This is a genomic window from Psychrobacter sp. I-STPA6b (genome assembly GCF_020662265.1).
Lineage (GTDB): Bacteria > Pseudomonadota > Gammaproteobacteria > Pseudomonadales > Moraxellaceae > Psychrobacter.
The window spans coordinates 318,144-338,737 of record NZ_VEWM01000063.1; the positions used below are offsets into that span (position 1 = coordinate 318,144).

Consider the following 20,594-nt stretch of genomic DNA (forward strand, 5'->3'; position numbering starts at 1 on the left):
ATTAGTTAGATTTATTGATTTTATAATTAAGGAAACCCCATGTCTCTTAAAGGTATCGCCAAACAAACACTTGAGATTAGCCAAACTAGAAAATTACCTTGTACTGATGGCTCATTGATTGATTTTTCAGTTGAGCAACAATTTGCCGAAACACACACCGAATTGTTTCGTCCTGATGAGCTACAAGCTCTATTAAACCAAGATAATGCCCTGTCCACCACCCCAACTACAACTAAGATTGAAGTCACAACAGAATCCACACAACAAGCCACTTATCGGCTGGTGGTCGATGAAAAGATAGATGATGTGGTGCTATTAAACTTTGCCTCAGCTCGCAATGCAGGTGGTGGTTTTTTAAATGGGGCAAAAGCACAAGAAGAAGACTTGTGCCGTTGTTCAGGGCTGTATTTGTGTCAGCTTACTCAGCCTGATTATTATGAGATTAATCGCAAACAAAGCTCATTGCTCTATACCGACCATATTATTTATTCACCCAAAGTGCCGTTTTTTCGGCTCAATATACGTGAGTTACTACCCAATTATTTTTTGGCGTCAGTGATTACTGCCCCAGCTCCCAATGCAGGACAACATTTAAGGCGATACCCTAATGATTGGGCAAATATTGAGCAGACGCTACGCCAACGTGCAGGCTATGTATTAGCAGTAGCAAAAGCCAGAGGGCATAAAACGCTCATATTAGGGGCATGGGGTTGTGGCGTCTTTCGTAATGACCCTAAGATGGTGGCAGAGGTATTTGCTGATTGGTTAGCACAACCACAATTTGCCAGTGTCTTTAATAGGGTGGTATTTGCCATTTATGATAGAGGTCAAAGCCAAGCGACTTATCAAGCCTTTGCAAGGCAGTTTGATGATTGCTGATACTCTTGATATTTTGTGTCTTTAATTCAATGCAGATGGCTACTGCTGAGCCTCTTTTAGCATCGCATATCCTGTCAACCGTTTACGCTCATTGCTATCAAACAGCTGAGCTTCTAGCATATCAATCTGCGACTGTGCTTGCTGCTGACTGCCATACTGAGCGATCAGTGCCTTTTTTCCTTGCTGATACTGAGTAAACCTCTTATCAAAATCTGCTTCTTCAGCATCCAATGCTGCCAATCGCTGGGCAGCTTCCACACCGACTACTTGACTACGCATCGCAAATAGTTCTTCAGCAGTTGCCCCTTTCGCCTTCATTTCATCTGTGCGACGTATCAATGCCGTAAAGTCATTACTTTGTTGTATACGTTGTTTTATAGCACCATCAGGTAAACGACTGACATACTCTTGTTTAGCAGCTTCTTTTTGCTCATCATTTAGAGACGTATCATTAGCAATATCAACCATTGCCACTGTATAATCATTGAGCTGATCTTCTTGCTGAAAAAAAGCCTGAATGGTCTCGTTGCTAAAGTGTTGTTTACGAATACGTGCAATATCTTGAGTCCGTTGTGCGATAAGAGAACGGTCAAGACTCCCTTCTTGTGTTGCTTGCATTTGTAGATGACCGTAGCGCTTTTCAAGCGAACTCAAAGCTTTCAGATAAGCCACATATTGATGAAAAATCGTAATGGCTTGACTGGCAGCAGGCTCTGGGGTACGAGAATTAATATAGGCTTCTACACGTGCTTGAATGGTACTTTCGTCTTCTTCACCCAGTGCAGATAAAAAATAATCAAATAAACGACGTAACCCCTCTGTCACTACCAACTGCTGATTCTGGTTGATAATGATATCACCATCAACATCTGTACCTTGTAGTGAGCGGGGCAATGCCTCTAAGCCTGTATGAAATGACTGAACTTGTTGACTCGGACTCGTAGTATGACTAGGTGATTGATGATTTACTTTCCCCTCAGCACTACTGTCCTCCCTAGTAACACCCTGTATGACAGTTTCCTGCTCTATTGATTTGGGAGAAGCAGATGGACACATCCACCATAACACTCCAGCAACCAATATAACTAGCAATCCTATCAAAAGTATTAAAGACTTTTTCATACAATACGTCCCTGTCTGTTCCCTTTGTAGACAATAGATAAAAGCAGTGATTTGGTTAAATCACTGCTTTTATACAATCAAATATACAATCAAACTGATGTCACACTCAATATGTACTAGAAGCGAGTTTTAAAGCTTGGCGGTAGCTTCTGCTCTACATCTTTTAGTTGACGTTCAATCTCTTCTTTACTTGGCATATTATTAGGATCTAGGCCCATGTTTTTTGCCATTTCCATGGGATTGGTCGCACCTTGTCCACCTGCTTGGTCATTTTTGTTACCACCAAATAGAGGCCCTGCACCACCGGACATACCACCAGCTAAGCCTTGTACTGCTTTCATCATTTTACTGATACCTTCAGGCTTTGAAAGCATCTTCATCATTTTTGCCATCTGTTTATGTTGTTTTAGCAGACGGTTAACATCCTGAATCTGCTTACCTGACCCTGCAGCAATACGGCGCTTACGACTGGGATTAATCTTATCAGGATTCTGACGTTCAAAGGGTGTCATTGAGTTAATCAAGGCTTCCATTTCTTTCACTTTTTCTTCAGGTTTGGCTTCCTCGACTGCCTTTTGAATACCTGCACCACTCATACCAGGCATTTTATCTAAAAATCCTGACATACCACCCATATTCTTCATTTGCTGGAACTGGGTTAATAAATCCTCAAGGTCAAACTCACCACCTTTTTGGATTTTCTTTGCCATTTTTTCGGCTTTGTCACGGTCAATTTTTTGCTCAACCTGCTCAACCAAACTTAATACATCACCCATACCCAAGATACGCTGGGCAATACGGTCTGGATGGAATGGCTCTAGTGCATCAAGTTTTTCACCTCGACCCAAGAATTTAATGGGTTTTTCAGTAATCGCACGTACAGACAAGGCAGCACCACCTCGTGCATCACCATCCGTTTTGGTCAAGATAACACCCGTTAATGGCAATGCATCATTAAAGGCTTTGGCAGTATTAGCTGCATCTTGCCCCGTCATCGAGTCAACCACAAACAATGTCTCTGATGGATTCACTGCAGCCGTTAGTGCCTTGATTTCATCCATCATGGCATCGTCAATGTGTAAGCGACCAGCGGTATCAATAATTAAGATATCTTGATACTGTACCTTAGCTTGCTCTATGGCACGAGTAGCAATAGCAATAGGATCTTCATCAGCACTAGAAGAAACAAACTGCGCATTTACCTGACTGGCGACCTGCTCTAGCTGTTTAATTGCCGCAGGACGGTAAACGTCCGCTGAAACTAACATCACTTTCTTTTTATGACGATCTTGTAGATATTTTGCTAATTTACCTGCAGTAGTGGTTTTACCAGCCCCTTGCAGACCTGCTAATAAATAAACAATGGGAGGCTTACCTGTCATTTCTAGTTGTTGGTTAGCACTACCCATCATCTCTGTCAGCTCGTCATAAACGATTTTAACAAATGCTTGACCAGGTGCTAGCTCTTTAAGTACTTCTTGTCCCAGTGCCTTTTCTTTAACACGTTTGACAAAGTCACGAGTAATAGGCAGTGCCACATCTGCTTCAAGCAGTGCCATACGCACTTCTCGTAGCGTGTCTTTAATGTTATCTTCTGTAAGCTGTCCTGTACCCGCAATATTGCGAAGACTGGTGGATAAACGTTCGGTTAACGTATCAAACATAATAATATCTCGTTATTCAATAAATTTAATTCACAATTAAAAAACTATTCGGAAGTTTCACAGGCTGTCACATATGGGTAAATATTCCACTTATTTTTACAATATAAAGCACTTAACCATCATCAGTTTGCACAATATTGACCATTCTATGATAAATTAACACAATATTCTAACGCTTTACTAGAATATGAGTATAAAACCTATCTCTCACCTAAGCTAATTTCTATTGCATAATTGATTCCATATTATCAAGTCAACTCATATTAATTAGCTTCTGATTGATTGATGACAGTTTATTTGGGTAATACGATGCTAGAATGTTATTTTATCTGATTCTCTTAGAGGATGTATAGAATTGAACATCTGTTGTTTAGATGCTTATTGCCATGTTTTTCTTGCAATTATGGGTTTTAAAGGACTGCGACTGTGTTAATCGCTTATCTTCTTGCCACATTCTGCTATGCCAGTATCAGTATCCATTTATACTGGGCGCTCTTACAAAAGCGTCCCATAGCAAAAGGCTTTACCTTAACTACGCTCAGCATTGGCGTGATTGCCCATGCGATGGTGCTATATCCAAATATTGTCACCAATTATGGATTAAACTTTAATCTATTTAATACCCTCAGTCTGACCAGCCTTTTCTTTATTCTATTTTATGGCTTATTTTGCTTATATCGCCCTATTCTCAGTTTAGGAACACTGGCTGCACCAACCGCATTAATAGGTGTAACGCTGGGTTATTTTGGCGTTGCACCATACCAACCACTGGCTAACATCAGCCATGGACTAGAAGCTCATATTTTATTATCCTTTGCTGCCTATTGTGTGTTGTTGATGGCGGCTGTGCAAGCTGTGATTATGCGCTTTCAGATACGAGAGCTAAAGCATAAAACCGTTCATCGTTTTTGGGTCAATAAACTGCCATCACTACAAAGTATGGAGGGGCTTTTATTTGATATGATTTTGGTCGGCTTTGTGCTACTAAGCATTGCATTAGCACTAGGGTTACTCTATGTTAAAGATATTGTAAATCAGCATATCGCCCATAAGACAGCATTTAGTGTGCTGTCATGGCTGATTTTTGGTGGTATGATTATTGGACACTGGCGAGCAGGTTGGCGTGGGCGTAGAGCTGCTGACCTCACTATTTTTGCCTTTATCTTATTGGCATTGGGCTTTATTGGGAGCAAATTTGTATTAGAGCTACTACTTTAAATAAGTATATAACCACAACACTAACCAGCAATACCAAACAAAAGTCACTGTTATGAATAAGATAGTGTTAATCTAGTGGCTTTACGCCTGAATATTGGGGGCTTTAATGGTCACCGTTGCGGTCACTTCTTCTTGAGCATCTACTTGATTCAGTATCAACTCTGCCTCTGTCTCATTTGATACTTGCCAGCTTTTAGAAGCACGTGGCTCACCTGTAACGACAACAGAAATGGCTTTATTTTTTAGCCGTATCATTGGTGATTTATGCTCATAACTTGCATCAGTATCACCTAAAATTTGACCAGCTATCGTTGCAGCCTGCGCACGTAAAGGGGCAACAAAACGACAAGGCACACCTGCAATTGACATACAGTCACCAATGGCATAAATATCAGCCACACTGGTCTGTAGTGTTGCTGGGTTAACGGCAATACCTGTACGTCTATCAAACTCAATGCCCGCTTGAGTTGGCAAATGTATATCTACCAGTAGCCCTGTACTAGCAATGACCTGATGTACCAGCAATGTGCCTGTAGTTTGTGACTGTTTATACTGTATCTGATAGTTATAATTATCTTCTGCACTCTCTTCTACTGAGAGCACTTGGCAATTTCCTAAAAACTGAATCCCTTGAGACTCAATAGCTTGGCGGATACGTTGTATCGCTTGAGCAGGTAGCATCTGTGCCAATGGCGCATCATTAAGGTCAATTAAGGTAACTTGATGCCCTGCTTTTAATAAATCTTCAGCAATCTCTGTCCCTACCATACCAGCACCGACAATCGCTACATGCTGGCTACCTTGGCTCAATGCTGCTTGCAACTGACTAAAGCGCTCAATATGATTGACATGCCACACTTTATCTTGAGGTAAACTGCTTGGAAAGATAGGATGCGCACCCATTGCCAAAACCAAATGCTCATAGCCCAGTTGTTTGGTACTGTCTGAACTTAAAACATCACCATTTGAATTCTGAGAATTGGAATTGTGACAAATAGTAACTTGCTTTGTCTGAGCATCAATATCTGTCACTGTTGTTTGTGCTAATAATGTGATATTTGCTGCTTGAGCAGCTTCTGCACCTGTCGCTCGTATTAGGTCGCTTGCCTGCTTATTTTGACTAATCGCCATCGTTAGCATCGGCTTATGATAACGGTCGCCATTATCAGAGGTAATTAAAGTAATGGGTATCTGTGCATCTTTGCTTCGGATGGCATCAATAACGCCCCAACCAGCCAAACCAGCACCAATAACGATGACACCCTGATTTGATGGTTCTAATGCTTGAGCTTGCTGAGTCGCCATATTTTACCTCTTTATTATACTAAGTTCCTTGATATACTTATTACTAATAAGTGATATCACTTTGCTAAAATTATCAAGATGCCAGTGATAGGGTCGAATCAAAACCTTTGAGACGCTGATAACGCTGATCTAACAACGTATCCATATCCAATGCTTTTAATTCACGTAATTGCTCACATAGCAATGCCTTTAATGCCATCATTACAGGTTTTGGCTCAGCATGCGCTCCCATCCCTTCAGCAATCACTGCATCAATGAGACCCATTTGATAAAGGTTGTCGGCATTGAGCTTTAGCGCCTCACTGGCATCACTGGCTTTTTCAGCAGTTTTCCATAAGATAGACGCACAGCCTTCTGGTGAAATCACTGAATAAATACTATTTTCCAGCATATTTACTCTATCACCAACTCCGATTGCCAATGCACCACCAGAGCCACCCTCACCAATAATCGTAGCAATAATTGGTGTACGCAAACTAGAAAATACAGCAATACTCTCTGCAATCGCTTGTGCTTGCCCACGCTCTTCTGCACCAACACCCGGATAAGCACCTTGAGTATCAATAAAGGTTAATACTGGCAGACGGAAGCGTTCAGCCATTTTGACCAAACGAATCACTTTACGATAACCTTCAGGATTCGCCATACCAAAATTATGCGCGATACGCTCACGAGTACTACGCCCACGATGCTGACCAACAATCAGGACAGGCTCGCCATCAAGACGAGCCAGACCACCCATAATGGCACGGTCATCTGCAAATGCACGATCTCCGTGCAACTCATCAAACTCAGTAAATATACTGTTTGCATAATCCATAAATAATGGACGCTTGGCATGCCTTGCTAACTGTACGCTATCCCAAACTGCTCCCATCTTGCACTCCTTACAGATGTAAAAAACTGATTCATATAAATATTGATAAATACAAATAATGATGCCTAATGAAGCAACATCTTAATACTCACAATTCGAAACTTTAATACTCATAATGTCATTCTGGTTATCAATCATCAATATCTGTGACAACCTCTAACTGTATGCCCCATTTTGCAAACTGCTCAATATCATCTGCCAAATCTGACAATAATAACGGACTATCATCAAAATCTGTTGTCACTGCTATTTGCCATGTATGATTATCGACTACGGTTAAAGTCATAGCAGGAATGCCCGAATCACTACGACTATGATGCGCCAATACTGCCAAACGTAATAACAAACATAAATATACCAGACGCTCGCCACCAATCATTTTTGCCTGTTCATAAGCATCTGATTTTAGTTTACGACGATGATTCAGTACCAATTGTGACATACGTAACTGATCAACCTGAGAAAACCCCGGTACATCTGAGTGCTCTAGTAGATACGCACTATGACGATGATAACCACTATGACTGATTGCCAGCCCTATTTCATGCAAAAATGCAGCCCGCCGTAGCAAATCAGCATCTTCACTACTTAGACGTAAACGATGCTGTACCTGTAAAAATAAATCCTGACAGGTATTCACCACCCGTTTGGCTTGCTTTTTATCTACAGAATAGCGCTGAATCAGTGCCTGAACACTACGGTCTCGCACATCTTCACTAGCAAAGCGTCCTAGCATATCGTACATCACACCTTCACGCAGCGCACCATCTGAGTACGATATCTTCTCGATTCCTAATACTTTCATGATTGCCAATAAAACCGCAACACCAGCAGGAAAAACGGCTTTGCGATGCTCTTTGACACCATCTATCTCTATATCAGACACATTGCCTAGCTTAATCAACTGTTGCTGTATCCGTTTGACACCCTCGTAGGTAATGTTTTCTTGGTCATCTGCCATGCCTTGTGAGACCAAGACATTACGTACAGCTTTAATTGTACCACTTGAACCAACAACACTGCTCCAGCCTGTTTTTTGATAAGTACTGCTAATCGCTAAAATCTCTTTACGGGCAGCAGCAATGGCTTTTTCAAAGGCTTTTTCACTGATATGCCCATCTTCAAAATAGCTTTTGGTAAATGCCACACAGCCCATTTGTAGACTTTCTGTCAATATTGGCTCAAACTCCTGCCCAATAATAAACTCTGTCGAGCCACCGCCAATATCAATCACCAAGCGCTTATCACTACTGGCATTTGTATGAGAGACACCCAGATAAATTAAGCGCGCCTCTTCACGACCAGCAATGATTTCAATTGGCTTAGGCAATATCTCATTGGCACGGCGGATAAACTCATCTGCATTTTTTGCTTGACGCAGTGCATTGGTAGCAACAATACGCAGACGCTCTGGAGATACCGACTCCAAGCGTCCAACAAAACGTGTTAAACAATCCAATCCTCGTTGCTGAGCATTTTCACTTAGAAAGTTTTCCTCATCCAAACCAGCAGCAAGCTGGACTTTTTCTGACATTGAGGCAACTTTGCGTACCTCTCCGTGGTCAAGCCGTGCAATTGCTAAATGAAAGCTATTTGAGCCAATATCAATGGCTGCCAAAAGTTCGTTATTTGCTAGAAAATTGGTGGGCATAAAAAATACGCTACTCGCTATAGATAAAATGAAAGGTGCAAAAACTCATACTTCACATAGACAAGCCATTATTCTTAGCCAATGGCTACAGCTGTATCATTAAATCACTTCTTATCCAAAGTCACAAGATATAACTACACTAGGACGCTGATAACAGCCCTGTCAATGCCTCAATCAATCGTCCATTTTGTGCCGTTGTTCCAACTGTAATTCGCAAATACTCATCAATACGAGGCTGGCTAAAATAGCGCACAATAATACCTTGCTCACGCAATTGCTGTGCTATCTGCTCTGCATTACCTTCAGGTGGACGTGCAAAAATAAAATTCGCTTGGGATGGTAAAACTGAAAAGCCTAGCTCAGCTAAATGCTGTGATAATACATTACGAAGCTCAATAATCTTAGTACATGCTTTATTAAAATAAGCATCATCTTGCAAACTAGCGATTGCCCCAGCTTGCGCTAATTTATCCAATGGGTAGCTATTAAAGCTATTTTTCATGCGGGTTAATGCTTCAATCAATGAAGGATTAGCAAAAGCCATCCCCACCCGCAAACCTGCTAATGAACGAGATTTTGAGAAAGTTTGCGTTACCACAATATTATCAAACTCATCAATCAAACTGACCGCAGAAACTGACTCTGGCTCACCTATCTGTTGAGGCTCTGCAAAGTCAATATACGCCTCATCAATCACAACCACCGCATTAGGATGCTCACTAGCAAGCTTACGAATATCTGATAAAGACATCAATAGACCTGTAGGGGCATTAGGATTAGCAATAATAATGCCACCACAAGGTTGGCGATAATCATCAGGATTGATACTAAAATCATCTTGCAGAGGAATTTTTACCAAATCTACACCAAAAGTTTCTGCATAAACTGGATAAAAACTATAACTAATATCAGGGGATAAAAGTGGACGCTCCTTCATAAAAAAGCAAGCAAAAACCAATGCTAAGACTTCATCTGAACCATTACCAACGAATATCTGATTTGGCTGAACTTGATATGTCTTTGCCAACTGTTGCTTCAAGGTACTAGACTCTGGCTCTGGGTATAAACGTAGTCCATACGCTTGTTTATTTAATTGCTCAGCAATCGCTTGTGCTACCTTTGGTGAAGGTGGGAAAGGATTTTCATTGGTATTTAACTTACATAAATTCGCCTGCTTTGGTTGCTCTCCAGGAATATATGGAGAAAGGTGGCGGGCTTTACTAGACCATAATCTAGTATCAATTTTTTGCTCACTCATAGGTTGCTCAGTCATTTTATTTAATATTGCAGTTACTAGGATGTCATATTCTTCTGGAGAATGGAACGCTTCTAGATTCTACCATGACAAAAAAATACTGGCGACAATCTCTCCATAAAAATATATATTGAAACCATCTTATACGTCAATGAATGACGTGCAAGATAGTAAAGTACTAATAATAAATATTAACCTTACAGGATACATACTCAACAAGCCCTATAGACTCATTGATAACGATAACGAGCAGAACGGGCGTGTGCGTCTAAGTTTTCTTGTTGAGCCAAAATATCCGCCGTTTGTGCCAACGGTTTACTACCCGATTCACTACAATAAATCAATGAGGATTTTTTCTGAAAATCATACACACCAAGTGGAGAAGAAAAACGAGCAGTGCCTGAGGTTGGTAATACGTGGTTTGGCCCTGCACAATAATCACCGATCGCCTCTGGGGTATGGCGACCCATAAATATTGCCCCTGCATGGCGAATATCAGCAATCAATTCATCAGGATTATCCACCGATAACTCTAAGTGCTCAGGGGCGATACGGTTAATCATTGCCAAGCCCTCTGCTCTATCCTTGACCAAGATTAACGCCCCACGATTGCGAATTGACTCGCCTGCAATGTCTGCTTTGGGTAAAATCTCCAATGCTTTATCAATCTCTTTGGCAACATTATCAAGCAAGGATTGACTGGTAGTCACAAAAATCGCTTGGGCAACGGTATCATGCTCGGCTTGTGATAATAAATCCATCGCCAACCAATCAGCTCTGTCATTCTCTTGACCTTCGGCATATACCAGCACTTCAGAAGGCCCTGCAATCATATCAATGCCCACTTGCCCAAATACCGCTCGCTTAGCAGCTGCCACATATTTGTTGCCCGGCCCTGTGATTTTATCTACCTGCGGAATGCTGTCTGTGCCATAGGCTAATGCTGCCACTGCTTGAGCACCACCAATGGTAAACACTCTATCAACTTCTGCCAAATGAGCCGCTGCCAATACCAATGGATTTAATTCACCTTTGGGGGCAGGCACGACCATAATTACCTCTTGCACGCCTGCAACTTTGGCAGGAACGGCATTCATCAATACCGATGAGGGATAAGAGGCAAGCCCACCGGGAACATAAATACCGACTCTGTCTAGTGGCGTGACTTTTTGCCCCAAGCGATTGCCTAGCTCATCGGTATATTGCCATGAGTCTTGTTTTTGCTTTTGATGGAAACTTTTGACTCGGCTGGCTGCCAGTTTGAGTGCTTCTTTGATGTCATCAGCCAACTTATCAAAGGCTTGTTTTAGCTCGGTTTGGCTAAGTTCAAGCTCTGCCATTGTGGTCGCTGGGTGCTGGTCAAACTTTTGCGTTAGCTCTAATACGGTTTTATCACCATGCTTTCGTACTTGGTTGATAATGTCATCAACGGTAGCTAGTAACTGCGGGTCATTGACGGTTTCAAAGGCGAGCAGGTTATCAAGCTGGCTTTGAAACTCAGGGTCTTGGGTATTTAGGGTGCGCATTTTTTATCCTTGTAAAATTGCAATTTTAGTAACAATTCTAGTTAACTTAACTGACTGCTAAATAGCGCAATCATTTGAGTATTTAATCTATAAAACCAGTGTATCACGTCAGAGTTAAACTGATAGCAACGCACTGGTTTAAATTATTGATAATTGGGTTTTACTGGAATAACACTGTCAAAAAGTCTTATCAATTTGATAACTCTTATTGGGACAGTTATTCTGTGGATAGCTCTTCTCTAACTTTCATCAACAATTTACCTAGCCGATTTTTTCCTGAGCCATCACCACCATCGCCCCAATAACTATCATTTTCGGTATGCTCGACTAAAATTTTATCACTTGTACTCAATAATAACTCTTTTAACTCAGGGTGTTGGCTAAACTTTGCCCTTAAAGCCTCTAACATCACATTATCTTTGATGTTATCCCAATTACGTCTCATCTTAACTTTTCGAGTACGCCCCATTTCTGCCGCCTTCATTGGTGAGACAGCCTTTTGGATTTGGCTTTCGTAGGCTGTCCCTGCAAACTTTTGAGCTTGAAAATAATGCTCAACGGTTGCCCATGTTTTCCCCTTTAATTGAATGGCAAATCGAGCAAAGTTTGAAAGCTCCCCATAATCACCAGTTTCAGAATAAAACTCTATTTTATCTTCATTCATTTATATTCCTGCAACAAAGCTCATCTTATTTCCTTGATTGATTGATTTTATTCATGCACCCATAGCCCTTTTACCCCTACATAATAAGTATGGTTATTAGCAACTTCGAGATTATATACAGGGCGAGTAAAAGGTATATATTGACCTTTTTCATTGGTTAGATAGTTGATACACTTACTACCAATAAACTTACTTACACTCTTAGTCTCATACTGAGTGACATCATAGACATAGCCAATTTTATTAAACTCTTGTTCACTAAGTAACCCTTCAAAATCATAGTCACCTTGCACATAGTCATCATCATAATCTTCATAATAATGCTCTTGATACCAGTATAAATCTGGATTTGGTTCAGACTCACCTTTTGCTAGATATTGATAAACTGGCTGAGCCCGTTCAATACGGTACATGACACCATCAGGGTTAATAACCACTTCGTAACGCTGTAGTTCATCCACCCGTTTCCACTGTGGCTGTTCATAGAATTCAATATCAGCATCTGGATGTTCATAACAGCCAATCACCCAAACGGGATGATTGGGCGTTACAAGTACCTCAATGTTACGTCCTGCTGAGCTATAACGTTGATAATCGAGCATATCATCGTTTTTATCAAACATTTCAGTAGTTTTTTCAGCTTTTAATAGCCATATTGCTTTATCTTTATGGATAAAGGTTTGTACCACTGGTTGATAACTGACAATATTTTCTCCTGTTTCAGGACGAGAAAGTACGCTATCTCCTACTGTGATGTTATCAATATTCTTAATTCTATCTTCGTTATCAACTGAAATAATCGTACCACCAACAAAACATCCAACGCTGTCCTGCTCCAGACATTGACTGACCATTGGCCCAATCGCACTGTTTTTGCCTTTATTTGGTTTATAAGAACTAAAGCCTTGAGCGACTTTTTTACCCAGTAGGATTTCTCGGGCTGTTTCTTCGCAGTCGGTATTGTGTACCCAAACCTTATTCCGACTTACAAAATATGTATGATTATCTGCAACTTCTATATTGTATACATTCATTGTAAAAGGAATATAATCCCCATGCTTATCTATAAGAGAATTGGTAAATATTATATTTTGACGGTCATCTAGAACATACCCACCTATAATAGAACCTTTATTTATATAATTATTTATATCATAGGCTTTGCCATCTGCCTTAAACTCGGCTTCTGTTTGCCAATAATCTGGATCAATCTCTCCATACCAATAGTCCTCAAATGACTGATGGTACCTCTCTTGAACCCAGAAAAAATCATTATTATTTTCAATAGAGGGATTATTAAATTTGTAAATAGGTTGAGCATTGACTACTTGTAGTAAGTTACCATCTGCGTTTGTAATTAGTTCTCCATAGATAAGTTCATCAACACGTTTCCAAAATGGATTTGGATAAAATATTTTTTGATATCTACTATCAACATATCCTACGACCCAAATAGGATGATTTGAGGTTACCAACATTTCTGAATCAACATATATCTCATTATGTTTTTCATAATTTACTTTATGACCTAGCTTTTCATAAGCTTTCAAAACTGGCTTAATAGGCTGTTTTGCTCTAACAAGCCAAATTTCTTTATCCTCATGCATAAAAGTTTTAACCACAGATTTATACACTGGCTCACCAATACCATCTTCTGGCTTGGATAATACTAAGTCCCCAACCTTTAAATCTTGAATAGGCACTAAGCCTTGTTCTGTATTAATCAATGTTCCTGAAACAAAGCTCATCCTATTTCTCTTAATAAATAATGGTTCTCTTAATAATTTTTGATAAATTGAGCTTAGCTTACCCCACACTCTGCTTAAAACTCTCTAATATCGGTTCAAGCAAGGCAAATTTACGTTTATAGCTCACCTGATTAACGATTAAACGTGAGGACACATCACAAATATGCTCTAATGGCTCAAGTCCATTGGCTCGCAAAGTGTTGCCCGTATCGACCACATCGACAATCAAGTCACCCAAACCAACCAGCGGTGCAAGCTCCATTGAGCCGTATAGTTTAATGACATCAACTTGCTGACCTTGACTGGCAAAATAAGCACGGGCAACATTGACGTATTTGGTGGCAACACGCAAACGACGCTTTGGCAATGTTGCACCTTTTATCCCTGCGGTCATCAGTTTGCATTGGGCAATTTTTAAATCCAACAGTTCATAAACATGACTTGCCCCATGCTCTAACAGTACATCTTTACCTGCCACGCCAAAATCCGCCGCCCCATGCTCTACATAGGTGGGTACATCACTAGCACGTAATATCAGTACTCGTACATTGTCATTGGTAGTAGCAAAAATCAATTTGCGTGATTTTTCAGGGTCTTCTAACAGCTCAATCCCTGCTGATTTTAATAATGGCAAGGTTTCTTTTAATATCCGCCCTTTAGATAACGCAAGGGTTAAACCATCAAAGTCAGTATCGGCTTGATTGAGGATTTCTGTATTATCAGTCATGGTGTACTCTGTCTATTTACAATTAGTTTATGATTGGTATTGATGACTTACCCCACACACTCCAAGTCAGCAAGCCTATGTTACTTTATCTTTTCTAGCCTTTATGCTGTACCAATAATGTTTTATAAGTAAGCAGGTTTTATGGGCAAGCCATTAACAACAATACTCCCTTCCAGTTATGAAAGAGAGTCAATCGGATCATTTATATAGAGAAGTATTGAAAACTTATATATTCGCTTTATGCTTTAATTCTTTCGATATTGACGCCAAGCCCACGCAGTTTGTTTTCAACATCTTCATAGCCTCTATCAATATGATAAATGCGGTCAATCAGACTTTCACCTTCGGCGGCTGCTGCTGCTGCCATTACCAATGACATAGAGGCACGCAAATCAGTTGCCATCACAGGGGCAGCAGTAAATTTTTCTACACCCTTAACAATGGCAGTATGCCCATCAACTTTGATGTTTGCACCCAAGCGTTTTAATTCAGGAACGTGCATATAACGGTTTTCAAAAATATTTTCAATAATGGTGCTTGTACCATCAGCAAGGCAACAAATTGCCATGAGCTGTGCCTGCATATCAGTGGGAAAGCCTGGGTGTGGCTGCGTACGAATATCAACTGGCTGTGGGCGTTTATCTATTTTTGCACGTATCCAATCTTCACCACTACTAATGGTAGCCCCCATCGCCTCAAACTTTTTCAATACAGGATGCAATAATTGAGGTGACGTATTTTTAGTCAATACATCACCACATGTCATCAATGCACCAGCCAGATATGAGCCAGTCTCGATGCGGTCTGCAACAACGGAATACTCACAGCCATACAGCTCATCGACCCCTTCAATGGTCATATTTGCTGTACCAATACCGCTAATTTTTGCGCCCATTGCTACCAACATATTAGCCAAATCCACTACTTCAGGCTCTCTGGCACAGTTTTCTAGTCGAGTTGTGCCTTTTGCTAGTGCCGCCGCCATAATGACATTTTCTGTACCACCGACTGTGACCATATCAAAGGTAAAATCACAACCGATTAAACGCCCACCTTTTGGTGCTTGTGCTTTGACATAGCCATTTTCAACCTTAATGGTCGCACCCATCGCCTCAAATGCTTTGAGGTGTTGGTCAACTGGGCGTGAACCAATGGCACAACCACCGGGTAATGAAACCTCTGCTTCACCAAAACGTGCCAACAGTGGTCCTAATACCAAAATTGATGCGCGCATGGTACGCACCAACTCATAAGGTGCATAGTAGCTGTCTATGGTTTTTGTATTACAAGTAACGGTAGCGCCCTCACGTTGAATGACGATACCCATACCAGAGATAAGCTTGATGAGCGTCCGCACATCTTGTAATAGTGGCACATTGTGAAGCGTCGTTGGCGTTTTTGCCAAAATCATCGCTGCCAATAATGGCAGAGCTGCATTTTTTGCACCTGAGATTGTCACTTCACCAGCGATACGGCTACTGCCTTTGATTAAAAATTGATCCATGCGTGATACCCATCATAACAAAATATAAAATCCGTCACGCCAATACTCACTAGCGCAACCTCAATAAAAATATAGCTGAACTTGCTGATTTAGCCTGCTTGTTGTGCTTCCCATTCACTTGGTGTCAAGGCTTGAATGTTTAAGGCATGAATATCGCCAGCAGCGATTTTTTCATTCACCAAAGCATAAATAGCCTGCTGACGTTGCACAATGCGTTTGCCTTCAAAGCTAGCATCAACAACACGTAGGTCAAACTTATTGCCTTGGTTTGCTGCTTGAATCAGTGCTTCAGGAAAGTGTGGTTGTAAAAATTCTATCAAATCGTCAGCATTCATGCTCATGGGGATTACCTGTGTTATCAAAAAGAAAATTGAACTGACATTATAACAAGAGTTGTCAACTATAGATAATACGTCATCATAGCAATACCATGATGACGTAGGTTTTCTCTACCAACCAGCAACCTGATTTTTATATAATTCAATATAAGGACTAGATGATGTCTGTGACGTAACTGGATAACGGACACCTGATGGTTGCTGTGTTGCAGGATAGCTGGAGTTATTAGGATAGGTTTGGCTAGAATCAGGATAACCTTGAGACACTTGAGCTTGAGAGGTTTGAGGAGAGTAAACTTGTGGAGGATAGCTATTGACCTGTGGGAAAGATGGCTTATATGGCTGTGGTACTGACTGTGCAGGTAAAATTTCACCATCAATCGTTGAGGTTAATATCACAAAGTCTTTAATACCAACGGTACTACTCATCATATCTCGTAGATGTTCTTGCTGACTTGGTGTCAACCGACCTAATACATACACCACACCATCATCAGTCACAACTTTTACTTGAGAATAGCCAATATAAGGGTCAGCCAAAATTTTTGCATTTAGCTTTGAGGTAATATAGCGGTCATGCACTGTATAACTTAACCCTTTATTTCGTCTTATTTCAATATAGTTATTAATCCTTTTCACATCCGGCATGGAAGAGACAATCTCATTAATCGCATCATACACTTGCTGATTGGGAACTTCTCCAGTTAATAACACGTCACTATAAAAACTATTAACAGACAGGCGACTGTTACTTTTTAGATGTGGGTCTAACGCATAAATATTTACTAAAGCCGTACGTTCAATGCCTTGATCCAAAAGACGTTGCGCTAATGTTCGCTCCGTAATAGGAACACCATAACGATTGTCTGGTGTAGCAGTATTTAAAGGTGCACTGGCACAGCTCATTAAAATAGCGCTCAAGCTCACCACTAGTAGACTGGCTTTATGCTTACGCAGGCTGGCAAACACGCGTGCTTTAACAGATATTCTCATCTGTTTCGACTTTTTCATGTGTGTTTTTATGGTTATCATAAATATTGTATCCTGTTACACAACCATCTCACTGGTTAGTTAATATGTCTTACCAAGCTTGAGCGACAAATGCACCAACTACCCACTGGGGCATGTTGTTACCATCATCATACTCACCATCATAAGCCACAATATCAAAACGACATTCACAATCAGCATAATCTGGATAAGCCTGCAAAAAATACTGGGCAGTTTTAATCAACTTACGTTGCTTAACTTTAGTAACACTAGCAATAGCATCTCCATAATCAGAACGATATCGTTGCCGCACCTCGACAAAGACCAGCACATTCCAGTACTGTCCTGATTGCATCATTACTAAATCAAGCTCCCCAACCTTCGGTTGACACCAGTTTTGTGTGACCAATGTCAGCCCTTGCGCCTGTAAATAATTCAAGGCTTTACGCTCAAACTGACTACCTTGTCGCTGTTTAAGTGACGTCAAAGACAGGGATTTATTATTCATTTTTATTATCCAACCCCTGTCCAAAATACCATATTTGATTAAACTATACTGTCTCCTATCTTAACACAACATGATACACTAACAAGATACCCAGACTATATGTCACTTTTTTTAATTTTTTGCATCTTTTTGATGAGGTTTTCATGTCTGCTACAGCTCAGTCATCCCTGCCAGCTTCTCTATATATCGTCGCCACCCCTATTGGCAATCTTGATGACATGACCCCACGTGCCATTAATACCTTAAAAGCTGTTGATATCATTGCCTGCGAAGATACCCGAACCTCAGGAAAACTATTAAATCATTTTAATATTGATAGCAAAACATGGGCATACCATGAGCATAACAGTGAGATACAAACACCAAAAATCATCGAGATGATACAACAAGGGCATCCTGTTGCACTCATTAGCGATGCTGGGACACCACTCATTAGTGACCCCGGATTTCAGCTGGTACAAGCAGCACACAATGCTGGTGTTAAAGTTGTGCCAATAGCAGGTGTTTCCGCGGTGATTACTGCCTTATCTGTCGCTGGATTGCCCTCTGATAAATTCAGCTTTTTAGGATTTTTACCCGCAAAAACGCATGGCAGACAAAAACAGCTACAAACCTACAAAGAGCGTAGTGAGACGTTGATTTTTTATGAAGCCCCACACCGTATTCTAGCTTGCCTTGAAGATATGGCAGTTGTCTTTGGCAATGAGCGACCCATCACCTATTGTCGAGAGCTGACAAAAACCTTTGAAACTGTGGTTAAAACTACCGTCGGTGACCTGCTTGCGTTTGTAAAAAATGACAACAATCAGCAAAAAGGAGAAATTGTATTGGTGGTTGGTGGTGATACGCATCAAGAGCAAAGTGATGACCTGACCGCACATGACGATTTATTATTGCGTCTATTACAAGACTTATCGGTCAAAAAGGCAGCAGCATTGGCATCTGATATCACAGGGGTGAAAAAAAATGCCCTGTATCAACGCTTATTACAATTACAACAAGCAGATTAAACGTAGAAAGCAATCGTATGTTAAAAATCGCCTATTCTGATATTTTTGTTTATCCTGTACCTGATAAACACCGCTTTCCGATGCAAAAATACACCCTCATTCCGCAAAGGTTACTTGCTGAAGGGACAGTAACCACTGATAACTTCTTTGTCCCACAAATGCTTAGTGAAGATGAGATATTAACCACGCACACCAGCGATTATTGGTACAAACTGAAAACCCAAACCTTACCTCGCAAAGAGGCTCGCCCTATTGGTTTTGAAATGACCCCACAGCTTGTCGAGCGTGGGCGTTATATTGCTCATGCCACTTATGAATGTGCCTTATTTGCCAAACAGTATGGCATAGCGATGAATGTGGCAGGTGGTACACATCATGCTTTTGCTGACCACGGTGAAGGCTTTTGTGTGTTTAATGATGTGTGCGTTGCCAGCAATCTGCTGTTAGAGCGAGGGCAAGCTCAAAAGATTTTGATTGTTGATTTGGACGTGCATCAAGGCAATGGTAATGCCAGTATCATGCAAAATGAAGATAGGGTATTTGTATTTAGTATGCATGGGGCAAAAAATTACCCATTTCGCAAACAGCAATCAGATTTGGATATTGAGCTAGATAATGACACAGGCGATGAGCAGTATTTGGCAATTTTGTATGATACCTTGCCTCGTCTTATTGAACAGGTCAATCCTGATATGATTTTTTATCAGTCCGCCGTTGATGTGCTAGAAACAGATAAGCTGGGCAAACTGGCATTAAGCCGTAAAGGTTGCTATCAACGTGATGAGTTTGTATTACGCCAAGCCCATGATAATCAAATCCCCATTGCTGTGGTGATGGGTGGTGGTTATTCAGAAGACATTGACGATGTGGTTGAGGCGCATTGCAATACCTATCGCTTGGCACAAAAGATATTTTTTGCTGATTAATGTTGTCTTACTAACCCTTTAAAACTAAACAGGCAAACCTTCTCTATCTTTTAGCCAACCATAATATGCCCATAATAATAGGCTGCCTGCACTACGATACGGTGACCAACTTTGGGTTAACTCTTTTAACTGCTTTGGGGTAGGACGATTTTCCAGCTCAAAGAGTGCCATCGCCCCCACCTTAATTGCCAAATCATCAACCGCTAATACATCACTACGTCCTAACGAGAATAGCAAATACATCTCTGCTGTCCAGCGTCCAATTCCAGTCACTGCTGTTAACGTCTCTATTACCTTATCGTCAGGTAAAATTGCCAATGTATCAAAATCAATATCATGCTCCACCAACGAGCGAATATAACGGATTTTTTGCTTGGATAGACCTTGCTGACGCAAGCTGTCATCATCGGTAGATTTGATGTTTTTAGGTGTCGTTAATCCTGCGTCTTCAAGCCGTTGCCAAATACTTGCCGCTGCTGCCACAGATAATTGCTGACCAACCATCGCTCGTAGTAATGACTCAAACCCTTGTGGCTTACGGCGTAAATCAGGCACACCCACTTGTGCATAGATATCAGCAAATCGTGGCTCTATGATGATAAGCTGTTTAATATGTGTCTCAAGCTCTTTAGCTGTATCAATGGTGGTAAGGGGTGCAGATTTTGACATAAAATTCTCAGGT

19 protein-coding genes are annotated in these 20,594 nt (G+C 40.9%); 4 read left to right on the forward strand and 15 right to left on the reverse strand.

What is annotated here, in order from left to right:
* Positions 1–39 precede the first annotated feature (39 nt).
* The gene (locus tag FHK88_RS06705) at positions 40–879 is read left to right on the forward strand and encodes a TIGR02452 family protein (RefSeq protein ID WP_227429963.1); all 840 of its coding nucleotides are present in this window, start codon (positions 40–42) and stop codon (positions 877–879) included.
* 39 nt (positions 880–918) lie between these two features.
* Here FHK88_RS06705 and FHK88_RS06710 read toward each other — a convergent pair whose 3' ends face one another.
* Both FHK88_RS06710 and ffh read right to left on the reverse strand, forming a co-directional pair.
* Positions 919–2,001 (reverse strand): lipase secretion chaperone, encoded by a 1,083-nt coding sequence (locus tag FHK88_RS06710; RefSeq protein WP_227429964.1) that lies wholly within the window; start codon positions 1,999–2,001, stop codon positions 919–921.
* A 116-nt stretch (positions 2,002–2,117) separates the two neighbouring features.
* Positions 2,118–3,665, reverse strand: a complete 1,548-nt coding sequence (gene ffh, locus FHK88_RS06715) for a signal recognition particle protein (protein ID WP_227429965.1) — start codon at positions 3,663–3,665, stop codon at positions 2,118–2,120.
* Between the two features lie 426 nt (positions 3,666–4,091).
* On the opposite strand from ffh, the gene FHK88_RS06720 reads away from it, so the two are divergent.
* Complete coding sequence (locus tag FHK88_RS06720; RefSeq protein ID WP_227429966.1) at positions 4,092–4,883, forward strand: inner membrane protein YpjD; 792 nt, start codon at positions 4,092–4,094, stop codon at positions 4,881–4,883.
* 81 nt (positions 4,884–4,964) lie between these two features.
* On the opposite strand, the gene FHK88_RS06725 is transcribed toward FHK88_RS06720, so the two are convergent.
* The 12 genes from FHK88_RS06725 to FHK88_RS06780 all read right to left on the reverse strand — a co-directional run bounded on the left by FHK88_RS06725 (position 4,965) and on the right by FHK88_RS06780 (position 17,976).
* Positions 4,965–6,188 (reverse strand): NAD(P)/FAD-dependent oxidoreductase, encoded by a 1,224-nt coding sequence (locus tag FHK88_RS06725; protein WP_227429967.1) that lies wholly within the window; start codon positions 6,186–6,188, stop codon positions 4,965–4,967.
* A 73-nt stretch (positions 6,189–6,261) separates the two neighbouring features.
* Entirely contained in the window at positions 6,262–7,065 is an 804-nt protein-coding gene (locus tag FHK88_RS06730; RefSeq protein ID WP_227429968.1) for an acetyl-CoA carboxylase carboxyltransferase subunit alpha, read from the reverse strand.
* A 130-nt stretch (positions 7,066–7,195) separates the two neighbouring features.
* Complete coding sequence (gene ppx, locus FHK88_RS06735) at positions 7,196–8,716, reverse strand: exopolyphosphatase (protein WP_227429969.1); 1,521 nt, start codon at positions 8,714–8,716, stop codon at positions 7,196–7,198.
* Positions 8,717–8,855: 139 nt separating this feature from the next.
* Positions 8,856–9,974 carry a histidinol-phosphate transaminase gene (gene hisC, locus FHK88_RS06740; protein ID WP_227429970.1) on the reverse strand — a complete coding sequence of 373 codons (1,119 nt, stop codon included), beginning with the start codon at positions 9,972–9,974 and terminating at the stop codon, positions 8,856–8,858.
* A gap of 227 nt (positions 9,975–10,201) precedes the next feature.
* Positions 10,202–11,497 carry a histidinol dehydrogenase gene (hisD, locus tag FHK88_RS06745; protein WP_227429971.1) on the reverse strand — a complete coding sequence of 432 codons (1,296 nt, stop codon included), beginning with the start codon at positions 11,495–11,497 and terminating at the stop codon, positions 10,202–10,204.
* A 217-nt stretch (positions 11,498–11,714) separates the two neighbouring features.
* A complete protein-coding gene (locus FHK88_RS06750; protein ID WP_227429972.1) occupies positions 11,715–12,161 on the reverse strand; it encodes an NADAR family protein in 447 nt (148 codons plus the stop codon).
* A 47-nt stretch (positions 12,162–12,208) separates the two neighbouring features.
* Positions 12,209–13,909: a hypothetical protein gene (locus tag FHK88_RS06755; RefSeq protein WP_227429973.1), complete on the reverse strand. Its 1,701-nt coding sequence runs from the start codon at positions 13,907–13,909 to the stop codon at positions 12,209–12,211.
* Between the two features lie 58 nt (positions 13,910–13,967).
* Positions 13,968–14,636 carry an ATP phosphoribosyltransferase gene (hisG, locus tag FHK88_RS06760; protein ID WP_227429974.1) on the reverse strand — a complete coding sequence of 223 codons (669 nt, stop codon included), beginning with the start codon at positions 14,634–14,636 and terminating at the stop codon, positions 13,968–13,970.
* A gap of 238 nt (positions 14,637–14,874) precedes the next feature.
* Positions 14,875–16,140 carry a UDP-N-acetylglucosamine 1-carboxyvinyltransferase gene (gene murA / locus FHK88_RS06765; RefSeq protein ID WP_227429975.1) on the reverse strand — a complete coding sequence of 422 codons (1,266 nt, stop codon included), beginning with the start codon at positions 16,138–16,140 and terminating at the stop codon, positions 14,875–14,877.
* 89 nt (positions 16,141–16,229) lie between these two features.
* Entirely contained in the window at positions 16,230–16,481 is a 252-nt protein-coding gene (locus tag FHK88_RS06770) for a BolA family protein (RefSeq protein WP_319800159.1), read from the reverse strand.
* Positions 16,482–16,589: 108 nt separating this feature from the next.
* Positions 16,590–17,471, reverse strand: coding sequence for a BON domain-containing protein (locus tag FHK88_RS06775; RefSeq protein WP_227429976.1), 882 nt, complete (start codon positions 17,469–17,471; stop codon positions 16,590–16,592).
* An 88-nt stretch (positions 17,472–17,559) separates the two neighbouring features.
* On the reverse strand, positions 17,560–17,976 hold the full coding sequence (locus tag FHK88_RS06780) for a YraN family protein (protein ID WP_227429977.1): 417 nt from the start codon (positions 17,974–17,976) through the stop codon (positions 17,560–17,562).
* A 143-nt stretch (positions 17,977–18,119) separates the two neighbouring features.
* Between FHK88_RS06780 and rsmI the strand changes: the two genes are divergently transcribed.
* Both rsmI and FHK88_RS06790 read left to right on the forward strand, forming a co-directional pair.
* Entirely contained in the window at positions 18,120–18,986 is an 867-nt protein-coding gene (gene rsmI, locus FHK88_RS06785) for a 16S rRNA (cytidine(1402)-2'-O)-methyltransferase (RefSeq protein WP_227429978.1), read from the forward strand.
* Between the two features lie 17 nt (positions 18,987–19,003).
* Positions 19,004–19,912 carry a histone deacetylase gene (locus tag FHK88_RS06790; protein WP_227429979.1) on the forward strand — a complete coding sequence of 303 codons (909 nt, stop codon included), beginning with the start codon at positions 19,004–19,006 and terminating at the stop codon, positions 19,910–19,912.
* Positions 19,913–19,936: 24 nt separating this feature from the next.
* On the opposite strand, the gene FHK88_RS06795 is transcribed toward FHK88_RS06790, so the two are convergent.
* Entirely contained in the window at positions 19,937–20,581 is a 645-nt protein-coding gene (locus FHK88_RS06795) for a DNA-3-methyladenine glycosylase family protein (RefSeq protein ID WP_227429980.1), read from the reverse strand.
* Positions 20,582–20,594 lie beyond the last annotated feature (13 nt).

Excerpts from the sequence above, each read along its gene's own strand:
- murA (WP_227429975.1), bottom strand. The coding sequence starts at position 16,140 with ATGGATCAATTTTTAATCAAAGGCAGTAGCCGTATCGCTGGTGAAGTG.
- hisD (WP_227429971.1), bottom strand. The coding sequence starts at position 11,497 with ATGCGCACCCTAAATACCCAAGACCCTGAGTTTCAAAGCCAGCTTGAT.
- FHK88_RS06780 (WP_227429977.1), bottom strand. The coding sequence starts at position 17,976 with ATGAATAATAAATCCCTGTCTTTGACGTCACTTAAACAGCGACAAGGT.
- FHK88_RS06725 (WP_227429967.1), bottom strand. The coding sequence starts at position 6,188 with ATGGCGACTCAGCAAGCTCAAGCATTAGAACCATCAAATCAGGGTGTC.
- FHK88_RS06775 (WP_227429976.1), bottom strand. The coding sequence starts at position 17,471 with ATGAGAATATCTGTTAAAGCACGCGTGTTTGCCAGCCTGCGTAAGCAT.
- FHK88_RS06730 (WP_227429968.1), bottom strand. The coding sequence starts at position 7,065 with ATGGGAGCAGTTTGGGATAGCGTACAGTTAGCAAGGCATGCCAAGCGT.
- FHK88_RS06750 (WP_227429972.1), bottom strand. The coding sequence starts at position 12,161 with ATGAATGAAGATAAAATAGAGTTTTATTCTGAAACTGGTGATTATGGG.
- rsmI (WP_227429978.1), top strand. The coding sequence starts at position 18,120 with ATGTCTGCTACAGCTCAGTCATCCCTGCCAGCTTCTCTATATATCGTC.
- FHK88_RS06710 (WP_227429964.1), bottom strand. The coding sequence starts at position 2,001 with ATGAAAAAGTCTTTAATACTTTTGATAGGATTGCTAGTTATATTGGTT.
- ppx (WP_227429969.1), bottom strand. The coding sequence starts at position 8,716 with ATGCCCACCAATTTTCTAGCAAATAACGAACTTTTGGCAGCCATTGAT.
- FHK88_RS06755 (WP_227429973.1), bottom strand. The coding sequence starts at position 13,909 with ATGAGCTTTGTTTCAGGAACATTGATTAATACAGAACAAGGCTTAGTG.
- FHK88_RS06770 (WP_319800159.1), bottom strand. The coding sequence starts at position 16,481 with ATGAGCATGAATGCTGACGATTTGATAGAATTTTTACAACCACACTTT.
- hisC (WP_227429970.1), bottom strand. The coding sequence starts at position 9,974 with ATGAGTGAGCAAAAAATTGATACTAGATTATGGTCTAGTAAAGCCCGC.
- hisG (WP_227429974.1), bottom strand. The coding sequence starts at position 14,636 with ATGACTGATAATACAGAAATCCTCAATCAAGCCGATACTGACTTTGAT.
- FHK88_RS06795 (WP_227429980.1), bottom strand. The coding sequence starts at position 20,581 with ATGTCAAAATCTGCACCCCTTACCACCATTGATACAGCTAAAGAGCTT.
- ffh (WP_227429965.1), bottom strand. The coding sequence starts at position 3,665 with ATGTTTGATACGTTAACCGAACGTTTATCCACCAGTCTTCGCAATATT.
- FHK88_RS06705 (WP_227429963.1), top strand. The coding sequence starts at position 40 with ATGTCTCTTAAAGGTATCGCCAAACAAACACTTGAGATTAGCCAAACT.
- FHK88_RS06790 (WP_227429979.1), top strand. The coding sequence starts at position 19,004 with ATGTTAAAAATCGCCTATTCTGATATTTTTGTTTATCCTGTACCTGAT.